Source organism: Pseudomonas sp. R1-7 (assembly GCF_051132105.1).
GTDB lineage: Bacteria > Pseudomonadota > Gammaproteobacteria > Pseudomonadales > Pseudomonadaceae > Aquipseudomonas.
Genome location: NZ_CP071661.1, coordinates 1,218,173 through 1,240,555, shown reverse-complemented (window position 1 = coordinate 1,240,555; position 22,383 = coordinate 1,218,173). Strand labels below are relative to the sequence as shown.

The 22,383-nt window shown below is 56.0% G+C and carries 15 protein-coding genes; 13 read left to right on the top strand and 2 right to left on the bottom strand.

The genetic code is table 11. The features are described 5' to 3' along the window. The first annotated feature begins 10 nt into the window (after nucleotides 1-10). Genes J3P79_RS05445 through J3P79_RS05435 form a run of 3 tightly spaced genes read left to right on the top strand, consistent with a single transcriptional unit; the run spans nucleotide 11 to nucleotide 4,616 of the window. Nucleotides 11-1,837: a methyltransferase domain-containing protein gene (locus J3P79_RS05445; RefSeq protein ID WP_434608776.1), complete on the top strand. Its 1,827-nt coding sequence runs from the start codon at nucleotides 11-13 to the stop codon at nucleotides 1,835-1,837. Further along, nucleotides 1,834-3,396 (top strand): carbamoyltransferase C-terminal domain-containing protein, encoded by a 1,563-nt coding sequence (locus tag J3P79_RS05440; protein ID WP_434608774.1) that lies wholly within the window; start codon nucleotides 1,834-1,836, stop codon nucleotides 3,394-3,396. Before J3P79_RS05445 ends, J3P79_RS05440 begins: the two co-directional genes overlap by 4 nt. Further along, nucleotides 3,393-4,616, top strand: coding sequence for an MFS transporter (locus J3P79_RS05435; RefSeq protein WP_434608772.1), 1,224 nt, complete (start codon nucleotides 3,393-3,395; stop codon nucleotides 4,614-4,616). Before J3P79_RS05440 ends, J3P79_RS05435 begins: the two co-directional genes overlap by 4 nt. Nucleotides 4,617-4,733: 117 nt before the next feature. On the opposite strand, the gene J3P79_RS05430 is transcribed toward J3P79_RS05435, so the two are convergent. Further along, on the bottom strand, nucleotides 4,734-6,128 hold the full coding sequence (locus tag J3P79_RS05430) for a PhoH family protein (protein ID WP_030139644.1): 1,395 nt from the start codon (nucleotides 6,126-6,128) through the stop codon (nucleotides 4,734-4,736). A 335-nt stretch (nucleotides 6,129-6,463) separates the two neighbouring features. Continuing rightward, nucleotides 6,464-7,588: a polysaccharide deacetylase family protein gene (locus tag J3P79_RS05425; RefSeq protein ID WP_434608770.1), complete on the bottom strand. Its 1,125-nt coding sequence runs from the start codon at nucleotides 7,586-7,588 to the stop codon at nucleotides 6,464-6,466. 186 nt (nucleotides 7,589-7,774) lie between these two features. Here J3P79_RS05425 and yaaA point away from each other — a divergent pair, with 186 nt between their 5' ends. From yaaA to J3P79_RS05375, 10 genes are all read left to right on the top strand, one after another. Beyond that, nucleotides 7,775-8,554, top strand: a complete 780-nt coding sequence (gene yaaA / locus J3P79_RS05420; RefSeq protein WP_434608768.1) for a peroxide stress protein YaaA — start codon at nucleotides 7,775-7,777, stop codon at nucleotides 8,552-8,554. A gap of 810 nt (nucleotides 8,555-9,364) precedes the next feature. Then, nucleotides 9,365-10,681, top strand: coding sequence for a nucleotide sugar dehydrogenase (locus J3P79_RS05415; RefSeq protein WP_434608766.1), 1,317 nt, complete (start codon nucleotides 9,365-9,367; stop codon nucleotides 10,679-10,681). Nucleotides 10,682-10,781: 100 nt separating this feature from the next. Further along, nucleotides 10,782-12,263, top strand: coding sequence for a mannuronan synthase (gene alg8, locus J3P79_RS05410; RefSeq protein ID WP_434608765.1), 1,482 nt, complete (start codon nucleotides 10,782-10,784; stop codon nucleotides 12,261-12,263). A 35-nt stretch (nucleotides 12,264-12,298) separates the two neighbouring features. Then, nucleotides 12,299-13,468 (top strand): HlyD family efflux transporter periplasmic adaptor subunit, encoded by a 1,170-nt coding sequence (locus tag J3P79_RS05405; protein ID WP_434608764.1) that lies wholly within the window; start codon nucleotides 12,299-12,301, stop codon nucleotides 13,466-13,468. Nucleotides 13,469-13,483: 15 nt separating this feature from the next. Continuing rightward, nucleotides 13,484-14,968: an alginate biosynthesis TPR repeat lipoprotein AlgK gene (algK, locus tag J3P79_RS05400; protein WP_434608762.1), complete on the top strand. Its 1,485-nt coding sequence runs from the start codon at nucleotides 13,484-13,486 to the stop codon at nucleotides 14,966-14,968. 5 nt (nucleotides 14,969-14,973) lie between these two features. Further along, entirely contained in the window at nucleotides 14,974-16,458 is a 1,485-nt protein-coding gene (locus tag J3P79_RS05395; RefSeq protein ID WP_434611364.1) for an alginate export family protein, read from the top strand. Between the two features lie 26 nt (nucleotides 16,459-16,484). Further along, nucleotides 16,485-18,077, top strand: a complete 1,593-nt coding sequence (gene algG / locus J3P79_RS05390; RefSeq protein WP_434608760.1) for a mannuronan 5-epimerase AlgG — start codon at nucleotides 16,485-16,487, stop codon at nucleotides 18,075-18,077. Between the two features lie 12 nt (nucleotides 18,078-18,089). Further along, nucleotides 18,090-19,541: an alginate O-acetyltransferase gene (locus tag J3P79_RS05385; RefSeq protein WP_434608758.1), complete on the top strand. Its 1,452-nt coding sequence runs from the start codon at nucleotides 18,090-18,092 to the stop codon at nucleotides 19,539-19,541. Nucleotides 19,542-19,552: 11 nt separating this feature from the next. Then, nucleotides 19,553-20,689 carry a mannuronate-specific alginate lyase gene (locus J3P79_RS05380; protein ID WP_434608756.1) on the top strand — a complete coding sequence of 379 codons (1,137 nt, stop codon included), beginning with the start codon at nucleotides 19,553-19,555 and terminating at the stop codon, nucleotides 20,687-20,689. Nucleotides 20,690-20,810: 121 nt separating this feature from the next. Then, on the top strand, nucleotides 20,811-22,376 hold the full coding sequence (locus J3P79_RS05375) for an MBOAT family O-acyltransferase (protein WP_434608754.1): 1,566 nt from the start codon (nucleotides 20,811-20,813) through the stop codon (nucleotides 22,374-22,376). Nucleotides 22,377-22,383: the final 7 nt, after the last annotated feature.

Below are 22,383 nucleotides of genomic sequence, written 5' to 3'. Positions count from 1 at the left end.
AGGCTCGCATATGCACAACAATTCAGCAGGCGATAGAAAACTTTCCGAACAAAATAGAAAAATGGCTGATATATGCTTCAAGGAAAAAAACTACAAAGAAGCATTACACCTATACGGGCTCAGCTTAGAATCCTATCCAAACAATGTAAAATCATTGAACAATCTTGCTGTACTATCCGAAGAACTAGGCGAATACAACAAGGCCGAAAAACTCTACAAGCAGGCTTGTAAACAGTCAGAGACAATACCTACTGACAAACTTAAGTACCTGCAAAATTTAGCAGCACTACAAGAAAGAAATGAAAATTTTAACGCAGCTCTGTGGACATACCAATCAGCCGCAAACATCCAAGGATTCGTAGAACACCGAATTGCGCTTAAGTACTTCAATTTACTTCAAAGAGTACACATCCCTGTATTTGACTCCGGAATTTTCTCAAATTTAAAACTACTCCTTAGCGTCACCGACGTTGATAAAGATGCAGCAGCACATCTATACCTATGCCAGCTAGCGTTCAAACTTAAATCATCATCGGAACAAAAATACAAAAATATAAACAAAACACTTGAAATAATCGAAACAGATCCGTTGACCCTAACCATTCTCAGCAATCACTTAATCACCAACCACACCATAGAACATTTGATTTTAGACATAAGAAAACATCTTATACGCGCCCTATCAAGTGATAGCTACGCCGAAACCCATACAGCATTTCTCACAGCGCTTACCAACCAATGCATCTTGAACGGCTTCATCTATTCAGCGGCAAATGAAGAATTGACAGACCTTGAAAACTTAAAGAGCAAGCTTCCGAAACTACCCTCCATCGTCCAGATGGACGCAAAAAAAATAATTAGCTCATACACAAAAAAAAACCACATCAGAATTTTTAATCGCATTCTTCTGAACAATAGTAAAACGCATCAAAATTCAACATCAACCCTAAAACCACCCAAACAAAAAGACCTCATTCGAACATTTTACAAATTCCATCCATATCCAGTGTGGACATCAAAACCCCAAAGCTCCCCATCAACATTGACTGAATACTTCAGACGCCTAAATTTATCTCCCCCACCAGTTAAAAAAGAAAGAATACTCGTTGCAGGCTGCGGAACAGGAAGGCATGCCATTCAGCTTTGTTTAACTTATCCGCACGCAGATATCATAGGACTCGACATCAGCGAAAAGAGTTTGGAGTATGCCAATCTAAAAAAAAATGAATATGAGCTAAAAAATTTAGAATTCGTTCATGGCGACCTGAATGACATCGACTCTTTAGGCGTAAAATTTTCACTTATCGAATGCATTGGAGTGTTACACCATCTGCAAAACCCTTCGAAAGGAGGTCAATCGATTATTTCATCTCTTTGCGAGGGTGGGATCGCAAAGATAGGTCTTTACAGCACATTCGCACGCGCGCCAATAAAAGAGCTGGCAGGTTTGGCGGCGGAGAAAAACATTTTATACATTCCTGATAACCTAGAAAAAATACGAACGCTAGCAATTAATAGCCGCCATTATGGAAGGATAGGTGAGATCGTCAATTCGCCAGACTTTTATAGTAGACACGGATGTATGGATCTACTTTTCAATCCGTCCGAAACAACCTTCACTCCAGATGAAATTCACAAATTTACACAAACGCTGAAATGTGAATTTTCCGGATTCGAAAGAGCTGGCCAGGAGGGTTCTCCGAATTTTAGGCACTTCGGAAGCCATTCAAATACAGAAGATTTTTTTAAATTCTGGAGTGTATTTGAACATTCAAATCCGAATTTTTTCAGCGAAATGTATTTATTTTGGTTAAAGCCCAAAAGGGAGCAATCATGAAAATAGTAGGCATCAATACTGGCCATGACGGCCATATTTGTTTGATCGAGAATGGAACATTGATCTTCAGCTATGAAGCAGAAAAAAATAGCGGATTGAGATACGCTTCTCTGACCTTGAGTTCTGCATTAACTAACGTCATTCAACATCTTCCCGGCCTCGATGCGATTGCAGTAAGCGGATGGGCCGAAGGTATGGATCCTCGGAACAAACCAACTGAGGGCGGGTATCTTGGGTTAAATACCGAGAGAAGCCTTTGCCGCTTGGGCGATAGAAATATAGAGTGGATAAACTGCAGCCACGAAATATCCCACATCATGGCTTCTTATTCTCTTTCTCCTTATGCAGATGAAAAATCCTGCTACGTATTACTTTGGGAGGGATTTATAGGAAGTTTTTATAAGATAACGCCAGATGCCGAAATTGAATTAATCGGTGAAATTATGCAAGGACCGGGACTTCGATATGCATTTGCTTATGGCGTGGCTGATCCAAGCTTTAATTTAAAGAAAGGGTATTGCAGGCTAGGTGACGCGGGAAAAATGATGGCCCTTGCTGCGTTTGGAAAGGGTGGAGAACCTGACATACATGAGTCAAAAATCATAGACTATATAATAAATTGCGAATCAGCTATCGACACCCTAAACAAAGCAGACTTAATTAACAACGGTTACTACAACATAGGTGTGGACTCAGAAAAATTTTGCAATCTAGCAAAAAACCTATCAAATCGTATCTTTAATATCTTTTTGGATTTTATATCTTCACACATTACTGAAAAACTCCCACTACTAATATCCGGCGGGTGCGGCTTGAACTGTGAATGGAATAAAAAATGGGAGGCATCCGGATTATTCGAAGATGTTTTTATACCTCCTTGCACCAATGATACTGGTGTCGGCATTGGCGCCTCTGCGATAGCACAGAAGAGATTGACGGGTAAAGCGGCACTTCGATGGTCAGTCTACTCAGGACAACCTTTCATTATGGAAGACATGGCTAAATCTGAATTTAAGAAAAGCCCCTTAGTTCTGAGAGAAATCTGCGACGCACTTATGGCAGGCGAAATTGTTTGCTGGATTCAGGGAAACTGTGAAATTGGCCCACGGGCGCTGGGAAATCGATCAATTATCGCTGCACCTTTCTCAGCAAGCACAACGGAAAAACTAAATAAAATAAAGCGAAGAGAGCACTTTCGTCCCGTCGCTCCAATTTGCATAGCGGACGATGCCAAGCTTTATTTCGAAAATTGCACTGAAAGTAAATTTATGTTGTCCTTTCACAAGGTCATTGATAATCGACTTAATGCTATCACTCATATCGATGGTACCGCCAGGGTTCAGACCGTCAGCGCCCAAGACAACATACACATGTTTAATTTATTGTCAGAATTCAAGAAACTATCGGGAGTCAGCGTACTTTGCAACACTTCGCTTAATGTCAAAGGAAGAGGCTTTATTAACGCATCAACAGACCTTGAACTATTCTGCCTGCAAAACAAAATATCTATGTTTGTGGTCAATCAAACAATGCACCTCAGAAACAGGACAGAAGTGTGAATATCCCAAAGGTAGAAGGATATGGCTATTTGTGTGGAATACGGCTCAGCAGTTCTATCACGCTTTGGGTAGACTTCGTTCTAATTTTTACAATGCTTACATTTGGGTTCGATGCGTCCCCACAAACATTGGGGTACGCAGCAGCACTGTATGGACTTCCCGCCCTGCTGTTAGGCCCATTTTTTGGAGCGCTGGCTGATCGCATGAACCCCCTCAGTTTTTTGACAATCAGCTTCTCAATTCGGCTCATCGTCGCCTGCCTATTGTTCGGGGCAAGCTCTGAAGCTTATTTCCTGGCTCTGGTTTGCTTAAAAGGAATATCCAACCTAGGCTCCGGCGCGGCAGAAATAATTTTAACCAGGAAACTTCTAAGCGACAAGGATCTCGTCAATAATATATCCCTGATAACTATAATGGACCAATTCATCAAGGTATGCTCACCTCTCGCAGCAGGCATCATTGCGAGTATGGCTGACAAAGCACACGGTTTTTTAATCTCTGCCACCTTTTCATTTTCTGGGATATTTTTTGTAGTTATGCTCTCTCTGAGCTGTGGGAAAACAAAAATAAATGGCATTGAAAAGCGTTCTTTCGGAAGCTTTGAAGCGCTAAAAATACTATTACGAAGCGGCCCTTCCGCTCAACTATTTTTTATCTGCGTACTGGTCCAGTCTGCCGTACTAGGGACCTACGATTCGTTACTGAGTATCTTTCTGAGGGACATAGGATTTGATGCATATATATTTGGGATAATTGTCAGCTGTACGGCTTTAGGCGGGATTTTCTCCGGCTTATGCTTCAAATCAATTTATCCCAGCAGAATAGTTTTATGTTCTACCTTCTCCCTTTTTATATTTGGCCTAATGATAGTCATAGCGGGATTAGTTCCAGTACTCGACAATTTTTCATCACTCTCCATTTTAGTATTTATTTTTTTCCTTGCAGGCTTTGCGTATGGGCTGACGTCACTAGGGTTTGGTCTGACCTTGCAAAGATATTGCCCAGTGTCTAATCTGGGTACAATTTCGGCAACCACACGAAGTTTAATATTGTCCTTCATGATCGCGGGGCCGATTTTTGGTGCTTGGTTATCAACCTTAGTATCCATCAGTGGCGTATTTGTTTTATCGGGAGGTGCCGCAATTTTTTCCGGCGCATTACTACATTTTAATTATCGCAATGATTTTTCTTTAGAAGCACGTCGCATTTCCAATGAATAAGTTTTCCGCATAGCACCTGCGCGCCGATCATGGTCCGACAACAGCTGATATCGATAACCAATTGAATAATCCAATAAAAAACCTGGGCAGCCATAGGCCGCCCAGGCTTGGCTGGAGTTACAGGTGAGATTCGGCGTATTCGGCCAGGATCGAGCGCGGTACGCCCTGCAGGGTGATGTGGACGCCGTTGGGGAAGTCCTTGAAGCGTTCGGTCAGGTAGGTCAGCCCGGAGCTGGTCGCGGACAGGTAAGGGGTGTCGATCTGTGCCAGGTTACCCAGGCACACCACTTTGGAACCGGCGCCGGCACGGGTGATGATGGTTTTCATCTGGTGCGGGGTCAGGTTCTGGCATTCATCGATCAGGATCAGGCTCTGCTGGAAGCTGCGGCCTCGGATGTAGTTGAGGGATTTGAACTGCAACGGCACTTTGCTGAGGATGTAGTCGACGCTGCCATGGGTGCTTTCGTCATCCATGTGCAAGGCCTCGAGGTTGTCGGTGATGGCGCCCAGCCACGGCTCCATTTTTTCCGCTTCGGTGCCGGGCAGGAAGCCGATTTCCTGGTCCAGGCCCTGCACGCTGCGGGTAGCGATGATGCGCCGGTAGCGTTTGCTGACCATGGTCTGCTCGATGGCGGCGGCCAGGGCCAGGATGGTCTTGCCGGAACCGGCGGCGCCGGACAGATTGACCAGGTGGATATCCGGATCGAGCAAGGCGAACAGCGCCAGGCTCTGGTAGATGTCACGAGGCTTGAGGCCCCACGCCTCTTGATGCAACAGGGGTTCCTGATGCAGGTCGAGAATCAGCAGTTTGTCGACCTGGATTTCCTTGATCCAGCCGACGAAGCCTTGTTCGTCGATGATGAACTCATTGATGTGCACGGCCGGCAGGTTGTCGATCAGTTGCACCTGGTGCCAGGTGCGACCGTGGTCCTGACGGGTTTCGACCTTGCTCACGCGGTCCCAGAAGGAGCCGGTCATCGTGTGATAGCCGTTGGGCAGCAGCGACACGTCGTCGACCAGTTGGTCGGTGCTGTAGTCCTCGGCCGCTATCCCGCAGGCGCGGGCCTTGAGCCGCATGTTGATGTCTTTGGTCACCAGCACCACGGCTTGGTCCTTGTTGCGCGCGTGCAGGTCGATCAATTGGTTGATGATGATGTTGTCGTTCAGGTGTTCGGGCAGTACCAGGTTGGGCTCGGTGCGCTTGCTCATCAGGATCGAGAGCAAGCCCTTGGGACCGCTTTTGCCGCGCTGGATCGGCACGCCCAGCTCGACGTCTTCGGGAGAGGCGTCCCCCAGGGTCTTGTCGATCAGGCGGATCGCCTGGCGACATTCGGCCGCCACGCTGTGATGCCCGCTCTTGAGCTTGTCCAGCTCTTCAAGGACGGTCATCGGGAGGGCAACGTGGTGTTCTTCGAAGTTCAACAGCGCGTTTGGATCGTGGATCAATACGTTGGTATCGAGTACATACAGGATTGGCTGGTTGGAGGAAGGGCTACGTCCGTGGTCATCCATACTCGGTCACCTTTGTGGGGGCCATTCGACGCAATACCGTGACAGTGCTGCGCCTCGAGGTAGCCACCGAATTCACCCGCGACGATTCGGGTGAACTGCACACAAACTGGGTCTTGGAAGACGCCACCTGTGTTGCAGGTTTCGGCGGTCTGACTTCTTGATACTCCAAAACACATGACAGGAAAAAGTACTTTGACGCTTTTTTGAAGTTTATTTTTCAGAGTGACGAATAACCCTTGGCGTACCGCTGTTGCACCGTTAAAGTCGGAAGTCGGGTCGCACCGAATGCGTGCCAGAAAACCCGTCCTGCCTAATGTTTCCGGGACCTTCGTCCCTCAGCGAAACGCGTCCTGACAATCTTCCCAACCAATCCCGCTTTGTGCCGTTTGCGCAATGAGCCAGGGCAGCGCCGTTTTCACTGCGTCCTGCTTGGCGTTGAAGTTGATCACGCCATGGCGCCACAACAGCATCAGGGTCAGTGCTCGCTGGGCGCTCTGCTCGGGCTTGAGGCGGTTGGTGCTGTCCTGGGGATCGATATCCCAGAGCGCCACTTGCAGCCCCTGGTTCCGGAAAAACGATTGCGCATCGCCCCGGCGTTGGCCTTGGGGCGGGCGGAACAGCGGCACGAAGTTCTCCGGCAGCTTGCCCTTGACCAGATCGACACTGCGCCGCACCGAGTCCTGCCAATCCTGCCAGAAACTGTGGGAGCGAAACTCCCAGCCCTGCACGCCGACGCATTGCCGCGAATACAGGGCCTGGAGATCGTTGACCGAGCGATCCGCAAGACGCGCCTGGATGTCCTTGCCCAGCACGAAGAACGTACCGTTCATGTTCGATTTACGCAGGTAATCAGTCAGCCACGGGGTGTTATCCGGCGCGACATTGGCGCCGCTGTCGAAGGTCAGCAAAAACAGCCGGTCGTTCATCTGCTCGCCGTTGCGCTCGTATTCGCCAAAACGCTCGACTTCACTGCTGACCTGAGGGAACAGCGCCGCCTTGCGCAACAGTTCATCCCGATAGTGGGTATGGAAGATCCGGCTCGGCTCGGCCCACTTGACGTAATACGAGTTGTCATCGAGCTGGAACCTGCCCGCCTCCTCCTTCAAAGTCCCCATGTCTTCGACCAGATAGCAGAAGGAGGCATCCAGTTCGCAGCTTCGCTGGGCGAAGTTGTAGCTCGATAGCAGGCGTTGCCAAAGCCGTGCGCGCAGCGCGTCGACCGCCGCCATATTGACCGAGCGCAGCCCAAGGTACTGCTTGAGCGCCACTTCATCCATGGCGTCGACGTCAAGCAACACCCGGGCAAACATCAGGATTTCGGCGCGCGAGGCGACATCGAACAGCGTCGGATTATCGAGTTGCTCAGGCCAGGTGCTGCGGTCCAGGGTGGCGACATCGTTGGGTGCGGCGACCGCAGCGAAACTCAACAACCAGGCCGACAGTAGAAGGACGATACGCAAAGGGGATGTCTCCATAACGAAACCCGCGCGGCATGATAGCTGATCCTTCTTGGCGAACCTGCCTTTGTGGCGAGGGAGCTCCCCTCCATTTCAATCCAGCCCACCATCCATCCCCTATCAACCCAATAGCTGGAGTCCACCCGTACAACCCCCTAGAATCGCCGCACCCTCAAAGGAGACGTTTGCATGCTGATGGTGATTTCCCCCGCCAAGACCCTCGATTTCGAAACACCGCCGGCCATCGAGCGCTTCACCCTGCCGCAATACCTGGACCACTCCCAGGAACTGGTCGAGCAACTGCGTGAACTGTCGCCGGCCCAGATCAGCGAACTGATGCACGTTTCGGACAAGATCGGCGGCCTCAACGCCGCGCGGTTTGGCAGTTGGAACCCGGCGTTCACCCCAGCCAACGCCAAACAGGCGTTGCTCGCCTTCAAGGGCGACGTTTATACCGGCCTCGACGCGCAAAGCCTCGGTGAAGCCGATTTCGATTACGCCCAGCAGCACCTGCGCATGCTGTCAGGCTTGTATGGCCTGCTGCGCCCACTGGACCTGATGCAGCCGTATCGCCTGGAAATGGGCACGAAGCTGGCCAACGCCCGGGGCAAGGACCTTTATGCCTTCTGGGGCACCCGTATCAGCGAATGGTTGAACGAAGCCCTGGCCGAACAGGGTGACGACGTATTGTTGAACCTGGCTTCCAACGAATACTTTTCGGCAGTGAAACGCAGTGCACTGAAAGCACGCGTGATCGATACCGAATTCAGGGACCTCAAGAACGGCCAGTACAAGATCATCAGTTTCCATGCGAAAAAAGCCCGGGGCCTGATGAGCCGATTCGTGATTGAGCAGCGCATCGATGACCCTGCGGCACTCAAGGCATTCGATGTGCAGGGTTATCGCTACAACCCCGAACAATCCTCGCCGGAAAAACTGGTCTTCTTGCGCGACCACGCCCCGCAATAACGCAACGCTTTTTTCAGGCCCCGATAAGGGGCCTCGATCACTTCGTTAAATGTCATCCCAGTTCCCCACTCGATTTGCCACTTTCTTGGCGTCAATAAAACAAACACCCTCCGCGCTAACTTTTCTTTCACTCGACAAATGTCAGATTTTTCCGTAGTGGCACGGAAATTTTTCATCAGTAGTGGCACAAAACTATCCACCCTCCTCAACTCCCCGAAACTAAAGGCCAAAATCGAAAGTGCTATCACTATGAGGGCAGTGCCATCTAGGCAGATATTTCGAAAAATTTCGAAAATGGCGATGAGCGGATCGGAACTATGTGAAATTGCACGGCTCATACCACCCGTAACGATTCTCGCCGAGCGTGTACGAGATAACTTACATAGCACGTCGTCCGAAGTAACCGAGTTGTAACGACAACTTAGCGAAACGGTCGTCTAATTGGATCCACCCTAAAAGGACGGGAGATAACGCACCATTACTATCCCCTACAAGGCCAAGGCTGCGCCCCTATTAACGTGCTCACCCGAGCACACAAGCTTCTGATTTTGTGGGCTTTTTGCCAGGAGTCTGAAGTGAAAGATCTTTTGCACGGACGTCCCGCCAACGAGGACTGGCTGCATAACAGGGCAGGTCATAACAACTAGGCCGCTTTGCGCACAACTTGAGTGCAATTATTTAGTCACTCGGAACTTTTGTATGCCTGCACACGGCACTGTGGCGCCTGCATTCCACACTTCCGAGTGCACGATGACCGCTGAACACTATTAACTCCGGCCATTTAATGGCGTGAAAACAGAGGTAAATGCGATGCGCATTAGCATATTTGGTTTGGGTTACGTCGGTGCAGTATGTGCCGGTTGCCTGTCTGCACGGGGCCATGACGTAGTTGGCGTAGACGTCGCCAAAGACAAAATCGACATGATCAACGCGGGTAAATCCCCGATCGTTGAACCGGGTCTTGGCGAGCTGTTGGCGCAAGGCATTCAAACCGGCCGACTGCGGGGTACTACCAACTTCGCCGAAGCAATTCGTGATACTGACCTGTCCATGATTTGTGTTGGCACGCCAAGTAAAAAGAATGGCGACCTGGAACTGAACTACATCGAAGCAGTGTGCCGTGAAATCGGTTTTGTCCTGCGCGAGAAGTCCACCCGCCACACCATCGTGGTTCGCAGTACTGTACTGCCAGGCACCGTCGCCAATGTGGTCATCCCGATCCTCGAAGACTGCTCCGGCAAGAAAGCCGGCGTTGATTTCGGCGTCGCGGTCAACCCTGAGTTCCTGCGTGAAAGCACCGCGATCAAGGACTACGACCAGCCGCCAATGACCGTCATCGGCGAGTTCGACACCGCCTCGGGCGATGTCCTGCAATCGCTGTACGAAGAGCTCGATGCGCCGATCATCCGCAAGGACATCGCCGTCGCCGAGATGATCAAGTACACCTGCAACGTCTGGCACGCCACCAAGGTGACGTTTGCCAACGAGATCGGCAACATCGCCAAGGCTGTCGGCGTCGATGGTCGTGAAGTGATGGACGTGGTCTGCCAGGACAAGGCGCTGAACCTGTCCCAGTACTACATGCGCCCTGGCTTCGCCTTCGGCGGTTCGTGCCTGCCAAAGGACGTGCGCGCCCTGACCTACCGCGCAAGCTCGCTGGACGTCGAAGCGCCGCTGCTCAACTCGCTGATGCGCAGCAACGAATCCCAAGTGCAGAACGCGTTCGACATCGTTTCCAGCCACGACAAGCGCAAAGTCGCCCTGCTGGGCCTGAGCTTCAAGGCCGGTACCGACGACCTGCGTGAAAGCCCACTGGTAGAACTGGCGGAAATGCTGATCGGCAAGGGCTACGACCTGCGCATCTACGACAGCAACGTCGAATACGCCCGTGTCCACGGTGCGAACAAGGATTACATCGAGTCGAAGATCCCTCACGTCTCGTCCTTGCTCAACTCCGACTTCGACGCGGTGATCGACAGCTCCGACATCATCATCCTCGGCAACCGCGACGAGAAGTTCCGCGAGCTGACCGAGAACGTACCGGAAGGCAAGCAGGTCATCGACCTGGTTGGCTTCATGTCCAAGGCCACCTCTCCGAATGGCCGGACCGAAGGTATCTGCTGGTAAGTCTGTTTGCCGGCCGGGATTCGTCCCGGCCGGCCTTTCGCCTGCCTTAACCCATCGGGCCGCCCACAAGGCCCGCCCGAGATAGAGACGGATGCAGATTATGCACAGGCTAAAGCACGGCCTGCTTCAGGCCGCCGGTTGGCTGTTTTACTTGAGTTTACTGATGGGCATCGCCACGGCGTTGCCCGCGTCCACGTTCGACTCCGAATCCAAGGATTTCATTTTCCTGATCGGTGCCGTGGGTATCTGGCGTTACTCCATGGGGGCGACGCATTTCGTGCGCGGCATGATCTTCCTGTACATCGTCTACCCACATCTGCGTCGCAAGGTACGCAAGTTGGGCAAGGCGGCGGACCCGTCCCATGTGTACCTGATGGTCACCAGCTTCCGCATCGACGCGCTGACCACCGCCCAGGTCTATGGCTCGGTGATTCGCGAAGCCATCCAGTGTGGGCTTCCCACCACCGTGGTTTGCTCCATCGTGGAAATGTCCGACGAGTTGCTGGTCAAGAGCCTCTGGGCCCGCATGAACCCACCGGAACACGTCAAGCTGGACTTCGTGCGCATCCCCGGCACTGGCAAGCGTGACGGCCTGGCCTACGGTTTCCGCGCCATCTCCCGCCACCTGCCGGACGATCGCGCAGTGGTCGCGGTGATCGATGGCGACACCGTCCTCGCCGAGGGCGTGGTGCGCAAGACCGTGCCGTGGTTCCAACTGTTCGGCAACGTCGGCGGCCTGACCACCAACGAGTTCTGCGAAGTACGCGGCGGCTACATCATGAGCGAATGGCACAAGCTGCGTTTCGCCCAGCGTCACATCAACATGTGCTCCATGGCCCTGTCCAAGCGCGTGTTGACCATGACCGGACGCATGTCCGTATTCCGCGCAACCGTGGTTACCAACCCGGACTTCATCGCCGACGTGGAAAGCGACTCGCTGCAACACTGGCGCCTGGGCCGCTTCAAGTTCCTCACCGGTGACGACAAGTCGAGTTGGTTCAGCCTGATGCGCCTGGGCTACGACACGTTCTACGTGCCGGACGCCGCCATCAACACGGTGGAGCATCCGCCGGAAAAAAGCTTCATCAAGGCGAGTCGCAAGTTGATGTTCCGTTGGTACGGCAACAACCTGCGGCAGAACTCCCGGGCCCTGGGCCTGGGTCTGCGGCGTCTGGGCCTGTTCACTTCCGTTGTGCTGTTCGATCAGCGCGTGTCGATGTGGACCTCGCTGCTGGGCTTGACCGTGGCGATCATTGCCAGCGTCAAGTACGGCACCGCGTTCATCCTGGTGTACCTGCTGTGGATCGGCATCACGCGGTTGCTCCTGACCCTGCTGCTGTCGTGCTCCGGACACCGGATCGGCCCGGCCTACCCGGCGATTCTCTATTACAACCAGATCGTCGGCGCGCTGGTGAAGATCTACGTGTTCTTCCGTCTCGATCAACAATCCTGGACCCGCCAGCCCACCCACCTGACCCGTGATCTCGCCAGCTTTCAACGTTGGTTCAACACTTGGTCGTCTCGGACCATGACCTTCTCCGCCGGCAGCATTTTTGTCGCCGTGCTGCTGACGATGGTCTGACCGGACTTGAATGAATTAACTAGGAAATCGCCCCTATGAACACCGCCGTGAATGTCAACGTAGTGCATGAATCCGAAGCCCAACGCCAACACGCCCGGGTCAAAATCCCGGCCAAGTTGCGCTTCTTCGGCCCTGATCGTACGCCCATGGAAGTCAAGGTCCTGGACCTGTCCGCCGGTGGGCTGTGCTTCAACGCCGGCCAACTGCCGCTCAAGGTTGGCGAGACCTACAAGGCTCGCCTGCAGTTCGTGATCGACAACCTCGGCCTGGCCATGGACGTGGAATTGCAGATCCGCTCCTACGACCGCCAGACCGGCCGTACCGGTTGCCAGTTCCAGAACCTGGAGCCGCGTGACATTTCGACACTGCGCCACATCATCACCTCGCACCTGGCCGGCGACATCGTCGGCGTCGGCGACGTGCTGGCGACCCTGCAGCGCGACAACTTCACCAAGGCCCGCAAGCAGAAAGACGACAACGGCGGCATGAGCGCCTTTGGCCGCCTGCGCGCCGTGACCTTCAGCCTGGGCATCTTCGTTGTCGGCCTGGCGGCGTTCGGTTTCATCTTCAAGTCGGTGTACGGCATGTACTTCGTCAGCCACGCCCAGGCCGGTATCGTCAACGTACCGGGCATGGCCATCACCATGCCGCGCGACGGCACCGTGCAGAGCCTGGTCAAGGCCGACGGCCTGGCCGCCAAGGGCGCTCCGCTGGCGACTTTCAGCACCAGCATGCTGGACGTGCTCAAGGGTCACCTGGACGACAACCAGCTGCAGCCGGCCAAGGTTGAAGAACTGTTCGGCAAGCAAATGACCGGCACCCTGACCTCGCCATGCGATTGCATCGTGGCCCAGCAACTGGTTTCCAACGGCCAATACGCGAGCAAGGGCGACGTGATCTTCCAACTGGTTCCACGCGGCGCCGAAGCCAACGTCGAAGCGCGCTTCTCCTATCGTCAGTTCGGCGACGTGCGTCCAGGTACACCGGTCAGCTTCCAGGTGGCCGGCGAAGACTCCACCCGCACCGGCAAGATCGTCAGCAGCACCAGTCTGAAAAGCGCCGACCTGTCTTCCGATATCCGCGTGCTGATCCAGCCTGACGAAGCCCTCGACAGCGCATTGGCCGGCCGTCCGGTGGAAGTTGTCAGCGATCGTGGCCCAAGCCTGAACTGGCTGATCGACAAAGCCATGGCCGTTGGTCTTTAAGTCGAGGATATGCCCGTGACCATTATAAAAATCCTGAACAGCCCACAGACCCTGTGGGAGCGAGCCTGCTCGCGAAAGGATCAACGCGGTCAGGACGATGCGCCGCAAGCTCGTTCCCAAGTGGGAACCCTCTGTGCCTTGGCATTGGCAGTGAGCCTGGCCGGTTGCGCCGGCCTGCCCGACCAGCGCCTGGCCAACGAAGCCCTCAAGCGCGGCGACACGGCGTTGGCGCAGCAGAACTATCAGCAACTGGCAGACCTGGGCTACAGCGAAGCCCAGGTCGGCCTGGCCGATATCCAGGTGGACAGCCGCGACCCCGAGCAGATGAAAAAGGCCGAGGCGACCTACCGCGCCGCAGCCGATATCTCGCCTCGCGCCCAGGCTCGCCTGGGTCGCCTGCTGGTGGCCAAGCCCGGTTCCACCGAGGCTGAAAAACACGAAGCCGAAGGCCTGTTGAAAAAAGCCTTCGCCAACGGTGAAGGCAACACCTTGATCCCGCTGGCGATGTTGTACCTGCAATATCCCCACAGCTTCCCGAACGTCAACGCACAGCAGCAGATCAGCCAATGGCGCAGCGCCGGCTACCCGGAAGCGGGCCTGGCGCAGATCCTTCTCTATCGTACCCAGGGCACTTACGACCAGCACCTGGACGAAGTGGAAAAGGTCTGCAAAGCCGCGTTGGCCACCACCGACATCTGCTACGTCGAACTGGCCACGGTCTATCAGAAACGCGGCCAGCCGGAACAGCAGGCCGAGCTGATCAAGCAAATGCAAGCCGGTCACGCCCGCGGCGTGGTCTCGGCCCAGCGTGTAGACAGCGTCGCCCGCGTCCTGGCCGATCAGAGCCTGGGCAAGACTGACGAGAAAACCGCCCAGTCGCTGCTTGAAGGCATCGCCCCCGGCTACCCCGCTTCCTGGGTCAGCCTGGCTCAGCTGCTTTACGATTTCCCCGAGCTGGGTGACGTTGACAAGATGATGCAGTACTTGGAAAACGGCCGTGCGGCCGACCAGCCTCGCGCCGAGCTGTTGCTGGGCAAGCTGTACTACGAAGGCAAATGGGTGCCCGCCGACGCCAAGGTCGCCGAGGCACATTTCCAGAAAGCCGTGGGCCGCGAAGTGGCCGCCGATTACTACCTCGGCCAGATCTATCGCCGTGGCTACCTGGGCCAGGTGTACTCGCAAAAAGCCCTGGATCACCTGCTCAAGGCCGCTCGCAACGGTCAGAACAGCGCTGACTACGCCATTGCCCAGCTGTTTTCCCAGGGCAAGGGCACCAAGCCCAACCCGGTCAACGCTTATGTGTTCAGCCAGTTGGCCAAGGCGCAAAACACCCCGCAGGCCATCGAGCTTGCCCAGACCCTCGAAGCACAATTACCGCCGGAACAACTTGCACAAGCGCAACGCCTGCTACAACAAGAGCAGGCCATTCGCGGCGCAATGAGCCCCGATACGCTTGAACTGCAAGCCCTAAAAGAAGATGACGGCGAGGAACCTCTATGAAGCTTTTGAAGCTCAACCCTTTTGTGCAGGCTGGTATTGGCCTGTCGTTTGCCCTGCTGTGGTCCTGCCCGACCCTGGCGGCGCTGACCGAAAGCAAGAATTTCGGCCTTGAAGTGAAGATTACCGGCCAGTCCGAAGATGACCGCGACCTTGGCACCCAGCGCGGTGGCGATGTGAACGGCGTCGGCCTGGACCTGCGTCCATGGATCTACGGGGAAAGTGGCGCGTGGAGCGCCTACGCCATGGCCCAGGCCGTGACGTCCACTGACATCATCGAGACCGACACCCTGCAGCAGTCGGATGACGCGACCCAACAAACCGACAGCGGCGACCGCGAAGCCAAGAAAAGCTACCTGGCCATGCGCGAATTCTGGATCGGCTACCGGGGCCTGACTCAGTATCCGGGCGAACAATTGAAATTCGGTCGCCAGCGCCTGCGCAATGACGACGGCCAATGGCGCGACACCAACATCGAAGCTCTGAACTGGACCTTCGACACCACCCTGCTTCGCGCAAACCTGGGCGTAGCCGAGCGCTTCAGCGAATACCGCACCGACCTCAAGGAGCTGTCGCCCCAGGACGAGGATCGCATGCATGTCTACGGTGACGTCGGCTACCAGTGGATGCCAGGCCAGTGGGCCGGAATCCGCGCCCACCACAGCCACGACAACGGCAGCCTCGACTACCCGACCCCGGGCGAAGCCACCGACACCCTGGACAAGACCCAGAACGGTAACCTGACCTGGCTCGGCCTCGAAGCCAACAGCGACGCCTACAATTGGCGCAACACCAACACCGTCAATTACTGGGCAAGCATCACCGGCATGACCGGCGATCGTGACACGGTCAACCCGCTCAACGCCGACGGCACCCGCCCAACAGAAGCCAAGCGCAGCGACGACGTCGACGGCTGGGCAACCGACCTGGGTATCCGCCTGCGTCTGGACCCGCAATGGCAAGTCGGTGCGGCCTATGCCCGCGCCAGCGAGGACTACGAACAGAACGGCCTGCAAAGCAACCGTTCGAACTTCACCGGCACCCGCTCGCGCGTGCACCGTTTCGGCGAAGCGTTCCGCGGCGAAATGGCCAACACCCAGAGCGCCAGCCTGTTCGGTTCCTGGCAGTTGCGTGATGAATACGACGCCAGCCTGGTGTACCACAAGTTCTGGCGCGTGGACGGCAACAAGCAGGTGGGCAGCAACGGCATCAACGCCGTGCAAAACAACACCGACGACGTGACCGGCGCCATCTTGTCCACCTCGACCCTGCCGCTGCGCGATGGCGAGAAGGACCTGGGCCAGGAAGTCGACCTGGTGGTTACCAAGTACTTCAAGCAAGGCCTGCTGCCGGCTGCGCTGAGTCAATCCATAGATGAGCCGTCGGCGCTGGTGCGCTTGCGTGGCGGCGTGTTCAAGCCAGGCGACGCCTACGGCAAAGAGGTCGATTCGTACATGCATCGCGCCTTTGTCGACGTGATCTGGCGCTTCTGATGCGAACGGCCATGGGAGTGCCCGATATGAACCGCTACCTCAGGAACAGCCAGGCGATGAAAGGTTCGATCAGCCTGTTGGCCGCAGCGATGCTGCTGGCCGGCTCGTCGGCGTTCGCCAACGTTGAACCGGTGGTCAAGCCGGGCAACGTGGCCAAGGAACTGCAACAAGCCAAGACCTATACCGTCAGCAGCGCGCCGACCGCACCGCTGGAACTGGCCGCGCCCACCCTGCCCGACCTCTCCGGCTACACCGCCGAAGCGGTCGCGGCGAAGATCGTGCGCAGCAAGCCCGGCAAGGTCAGCGTGCGGCGGATGATGCAGGAAAACGCCTTGAAGGACTTCATCGGCGGCGACAACAAGATGGCCGAGTGGGTGGTGCGCCAGCACGGTATCCCGCAGGCCATCTTCATCGACGACGGCTACATGAACCTCAAGGACCTGGTCAAGAAGGTGCCCAAGCAGTACCTCAAGGAAACGTCGCCAGGGGTATTCCTGGCGCGGATTCCGATTGTCGTGGGCGAAAAAGGCATCCTGGAAATCGACAAGCAGACCCAGGAACTGCGCCTGTCCCAAGAGGGCGGCTCGTTCCTGGTCAACGATGGCCGGATGTTCATCCGCGACACCAAGGTCACCGGCTGGCGCGAAAAGGACAACGGCCCCGCCACGTTCCGCTCGGCCAACGAATTCCGGCCGTTCCTGCTGTCCTGGGGCGGCACCGAGACCTACATCGTCAACACCAAGATGGCCAGCTTCGGCTACGCCAACAGTAAGTCGTACGGCGTCAGTATTTCCCAGTACACGCCGAACATGGCCAAGGTCCTCAAGCGCCCGGAACCGACCGGCTGGATCATCGGTTCCGAGTTCTCGGACATGTGGTACGGCTTCTACTGCTACGAAACCAACGACTTCGTGGTGAAGGGCAATACCTACAAAGACAACATCGTCTACGGCATCGACCCGCACGACCGTTCCCATCGGCTGATCATTGCCGACAACACCGTGTACGGGACCAAGAAGAAGCACGGGATCATTATTTCCCGTGAGGTCAACGACAGCTTCATTTTCAACAACCGCAGCTACGACAACAAACTCTCGGGCCTGGTGATCGACCGTAACAGCATCAACAACGTGATCGCCTACAACGAGATCTACAAGAACCACACCGACGGCATCACCCTCTATGAGAGTGGTGACAACCTGTTGTGGGGCAACAAGGTGATCAGCAACCAGCGCCACGGCATCCGGATTCGTAACAGCGTGAACATCCGGCTGTACGAAAACCTGTCCATGGCCAACGGCCTGACCGGCCTTTACGGCCACATCAAGGACCTGTCGGACACCGACCGGGACATCAAGCTCGACCCGTTCGATGCCCAGGTCTCGCTGATCGTGGTCGGCGGCGAACTGGCCGGCAATGGCAGCGGCCCGCTGTCCATCGATTCGCCGTTGAGCGTCGAGCTGTACCGCGTGTCCATGCTTGCGCCGACCAAATCCAGCGGCATCAGCTTCTCGGGGATCCTGGGTGAACGCCAGGACGAAATCCTCGACCTGCTGGTGCGCCAGCAAAAAGCCGTGCTGATCGACCCTGTCGAACGCCAGACCGAAATGCGGGACTGAGGAATGACCTTTATGAACCCACACATGATCAAACTTCTGGGCCTGTCCGCCCTGACTGCCGGCATTCTCGCCGCCGCAAGCGGCGCGCGCGCCGATGAAGTCAAAGCACCGACGTTTACTGCCGAACCGTGCTGTAACCTGTGCCCGGCTGCCCACGACGCGAAGAACTACACCACGCGCTACCAGCAGAACTTCACCACGCTGGTGCAGGCCCAGGGTGACTGGCTGTTCCGTACCCAGGAAGACCTGCGCACGGAGTTCAACACCACGCCCGCCGGCTACAAACGCATGCAGCAGTTGCACGATGCGTTCAAGAAAAAAGGCGTCGAGCTGGTACTCGTCTATCAGCCGACCCGCGGCCTGGTGAACCGTAACAAGCTCAATCCGCAGGAGAAGGCCAGCTTCAACTTTGACAAGGCCCTGACCAATTACAAATCCATGCTGGGGCGTTTCGCCCAGATGGGTTACGTCGTGCCGGACCTGTCGCCGCTGACCAACGAGAACCTGCCCGAAACCCTGCCGGCCCACGATTTCTATTTCCGTGGCGACCAGCACTGGACGCCATACGGCGCCCAGCGCACCGCCAAGATCGTCGCAGAAAAAGTCAAGCAGATCCCCGCCTTCGCCGACATTCCCAAGCGTGAATTCGAGACCAAGAAGTCCGGCCGCATGGGCAAGACCGGCACCCTGCACAACATGGCCGGGCAACTTTGCGGCACCAGCTACGCGATCCAGTACATGGATCAGTTCACCACCGAGCCCAAGGGCGAGGCGGGCGATGGCGACCTGTTCGGCGACTCGGGCGATCCGCAGATCACCCTCGTGGGCACCAGTCACAGCGGCAAGAACTACAACTTCGCCGGCTTCCTGCAGGAAGCCATCGGCGCCGACATCCTTAACGTGGCGTTCCCGGGCGGCGGTTTAGAAGGCGCGATGATCCAGTACCTGGGCAGCGAAGAGTTCCAGAAGAACCCGCCGAAGATCCTCATCTGGGAATTCTCGCCGCTGTATCGCCTGGACCAGGAAACCATCTACCGCCAGATGATGGCGCTGCTGGACAACAACGGTTGCGAAGGCAAGCCGGCACTGATGAGCAGCAAGGCCAAGCTCAAGCCGGGCAAGAACGAATTGATGGTCAACAGCAAGAACATGGATCTGCGTAACGGCAGCCACCAGGTCGACATCCAGTTCGCCGATACCTCGGTGAAAACCTTGCAAGCCACCCTCTGGTACATGAATGGGCGCCACGAGGACATCAAGATCGAAAAACCGAACACCTCCGAAACCGACGGACGTTTCGCCTTCCAATTGCGCACCGACGAGGACTGGGCTTCCCAGAACCTCCTGGCTCTGGAAGTCCAAGGGCCTGAAGCCGGAAAAGAACCCCTGCAAGTGGAAGCGAAAGTCTGCAAACGCAACGCATCTCCGCAAGCCGAGCAACAAACGGCTCAAATCGGACAATGAGGTCTCGTCTCATGACCAGAATCATGCGCACCCGAACGTTGAAAACGCTGCTGGCGCCGTCGCTGCTGACCCTGGCGATGTTCGCCGGGGCCACGCAGGCCGCGGCTCCACTGCGCCCGCCACAGGGCTACTTCGCACCGATTGAAAAGGTCAAGGAAGGCGACGGCGGCAAGGGCTGCGAAGCCGTGCCGACACCGTATACCGGCTCGCTGCAGTTTCGCAGCAAATACGAGGGCTCCGACAAGGCTCGCGCAACGCTGAACGTAAAATCGGAAAAAGCCTTCCGCGACAGTACCGCCGACATCACCAAGATCGAGCGCGGCATCAGCAAGCAAGTCATGCAGTTCATGCGCGACGGTCGTCCCGAGCAACTGGAATGCACGCTGAACTGGCTGACCGCCTGGGCCAAGGCCGATGCGTTGATGTCAAAGGACTTCAACCACACCGGCAAGTCCATGCGCAAATGGGCCTTGGGCAGCATGGCTTCGGCCTACGTGCGCCTGAAGTTCTCAGAGTCGCGCCCGCTGGCGAACCATCAGGAGCAGGCTCAACTGATCGAAGGCTGGTTCAGCAAGATGGCCTACCAGGTGGTCAGCGATTGGGACAACCTGCCGCTGGAGAAAACCAACAACCACTCGTACTGGGCTGCGTGGTCGGTAATGGCCACGTCCGTGGCGACCAACCGCCGCGACCTGTTCGATTGGGCCGTCAAGGAATACAAGGTCGGCGTCAACCAGGTCGATGCCGAGGGTTATCTGCCCAACGAACTCAAGCGCAAGCAACGCGCCCTGTCTTACCACAACTACGCCCTGCCGCCGCTGGCAATGATCGCCAGTTTCGCCCAGGTCAACGGCGTGGACCTGCGCCAGGAAAACAACGGCGCGCTCAAGCGACTGGGTGACCGGGTGCTGGCCGGGGTGGAAGACCCGGACATCTTCGAAGAGAAAAACGGCGAAGAGCAGGACATGAAGGATCTGAAGATCGATTCGAAATTCGCCTGGCTCGAACCGTTCTGCAGCCTCTACACCTGCTCCGAGGATGTGCTGGAGCGCAAGCACGAAATGCAACCGTTCAAGACCTTCCGCCTCGGCGGTGACTTGACCCGGGTGTACGACCCCTCTCGGGAGAAAGGCGAAAAAGGAAGCTGACACCCTTCTCTCTGCCTGGCAGGGAAGTGGTCTGTTTCAAATGCAATAACCCCCCGGTTCTCATGGGGGGGTTTGGGGGGGCTCTGGCCCTTGACTGTTGATTCAACAAGGAGAGATCGGGATGGTATTTTCATCCAATGTGTTCCTGTTCCTGTTCCTGCCGATCTTTCTCGGCTTGTACTACTTGAGCGGGCAACGCTATCGCAACCTGCTGCTGCTGATCGCCAGCTATGTGTTCTATGCCTGGTGGCGCGTGGACTTCCTGGCCCTGTTCGCCGGCGTGACGCTGTGGAACTACTGGATCGGCCTGAAAGTCGGTGCCGCCGGCGTGCGCACCAAACCGGCCCAGCGCTGGCTGCTGCTCGGCGTGGGCGTGGACCTGGCCATCCTGGGCTATTTCAAATACGCCAACTTCGGCGTGGACAGCCTCAACGCAATCATCACCAGCTTCGGGCTCAACCCGTTCATCCTGACCCACGTGCTGCTGCCGATCGGGATCTCGTTCTACATCTTCGAGTCCATCAGCTACATCATCGACGTGTATCGCGGTGATACGCCGGCGACCCGCAACCTGATCGACTTCGCGGCGTTCGTGGCGATCTTCCCGCACCTGATCGCCGGCCCCGTGCTGCGTTTCCGTGACCTGGCCGACCAGTTCAACAACCGCACCCACACGCTGGACAAGTTCTCCGAAGGCTGCACGCGCTTCATGCAGGGCTTCATCAAGAAAGTGTTCATCGCCGACACCCTGGCGGTGGTGGCCGATCACTGCTTTGCGTTGGAGAACCCGACCACCGGGGATGCCTGGCTCGGCGCCCTGGCGTACACCGCGCAGCTGTACTTCGACTTCTCCGGCTACAGCGACATGGCCATCGGCCTGGGCCTGATGATGGGTTTCCGTTTCATGGAAAACTTCAAGCAGCCCTACATCAGCCAGTCGATCACCGAGTTCTGGCGCCGTTGGCACATCAGCCTGTCGACCTGGCTGCGTGACTACCTCTACATCACCCTGGGCGGAAACCGCAAAGGCACGCTGATGACCTATCGCAACCTGTTCCTGACCATGCTGCTCGGTGGTCTGTGGCACGGCGCGAACATCACCTACGTGATCTGGGGTGCCTGGCACGGCATGTGGCTGGCCATCGAAAAAGCGGTGGGCATCAACACCAATCCACGCACCATCAATCCGATCCGCTGGGCACTGACGTTCCTGCTGGTGGTGATGGGCTGGGTGATCTTCCGTGCCGAGAACCTGCACGTGGCTGGCCGCATGTACAGCGCAATGTTCAGCTTCGGCGACTGGTCGCTGTCGGAACTGACCCGCGCCAACCTCACCGGTCTGCAGATCGCCACGCTGGCTGTGGCTTACATCACTCTCGCTTTCTTCGGCCTGCGGGACTTCTACACCAATCGTCCGCCGGTCAAGGCCAAGCCTGACGTGAATACCGAGGCCAATGGCCCGGCCACCGCGCAACCGGGAATGATCAAAGCCGTACCGGGCGACAACCCGTCGACCATCCATGAACCGGGCTACACCGTCGGCGTCGAAGCCCAGGTGCAACCGGCCTACTGGACCGTGGACTGGTCACGCTACGTGATGCGCACCCTGGTGTTGGTGCTGTTCATCGCCTCGATTCTCAAACTGTCGGCGCAAAGCTTCTCGCCGTTCCTTTACTTCCAGTTCTGAGGGATCC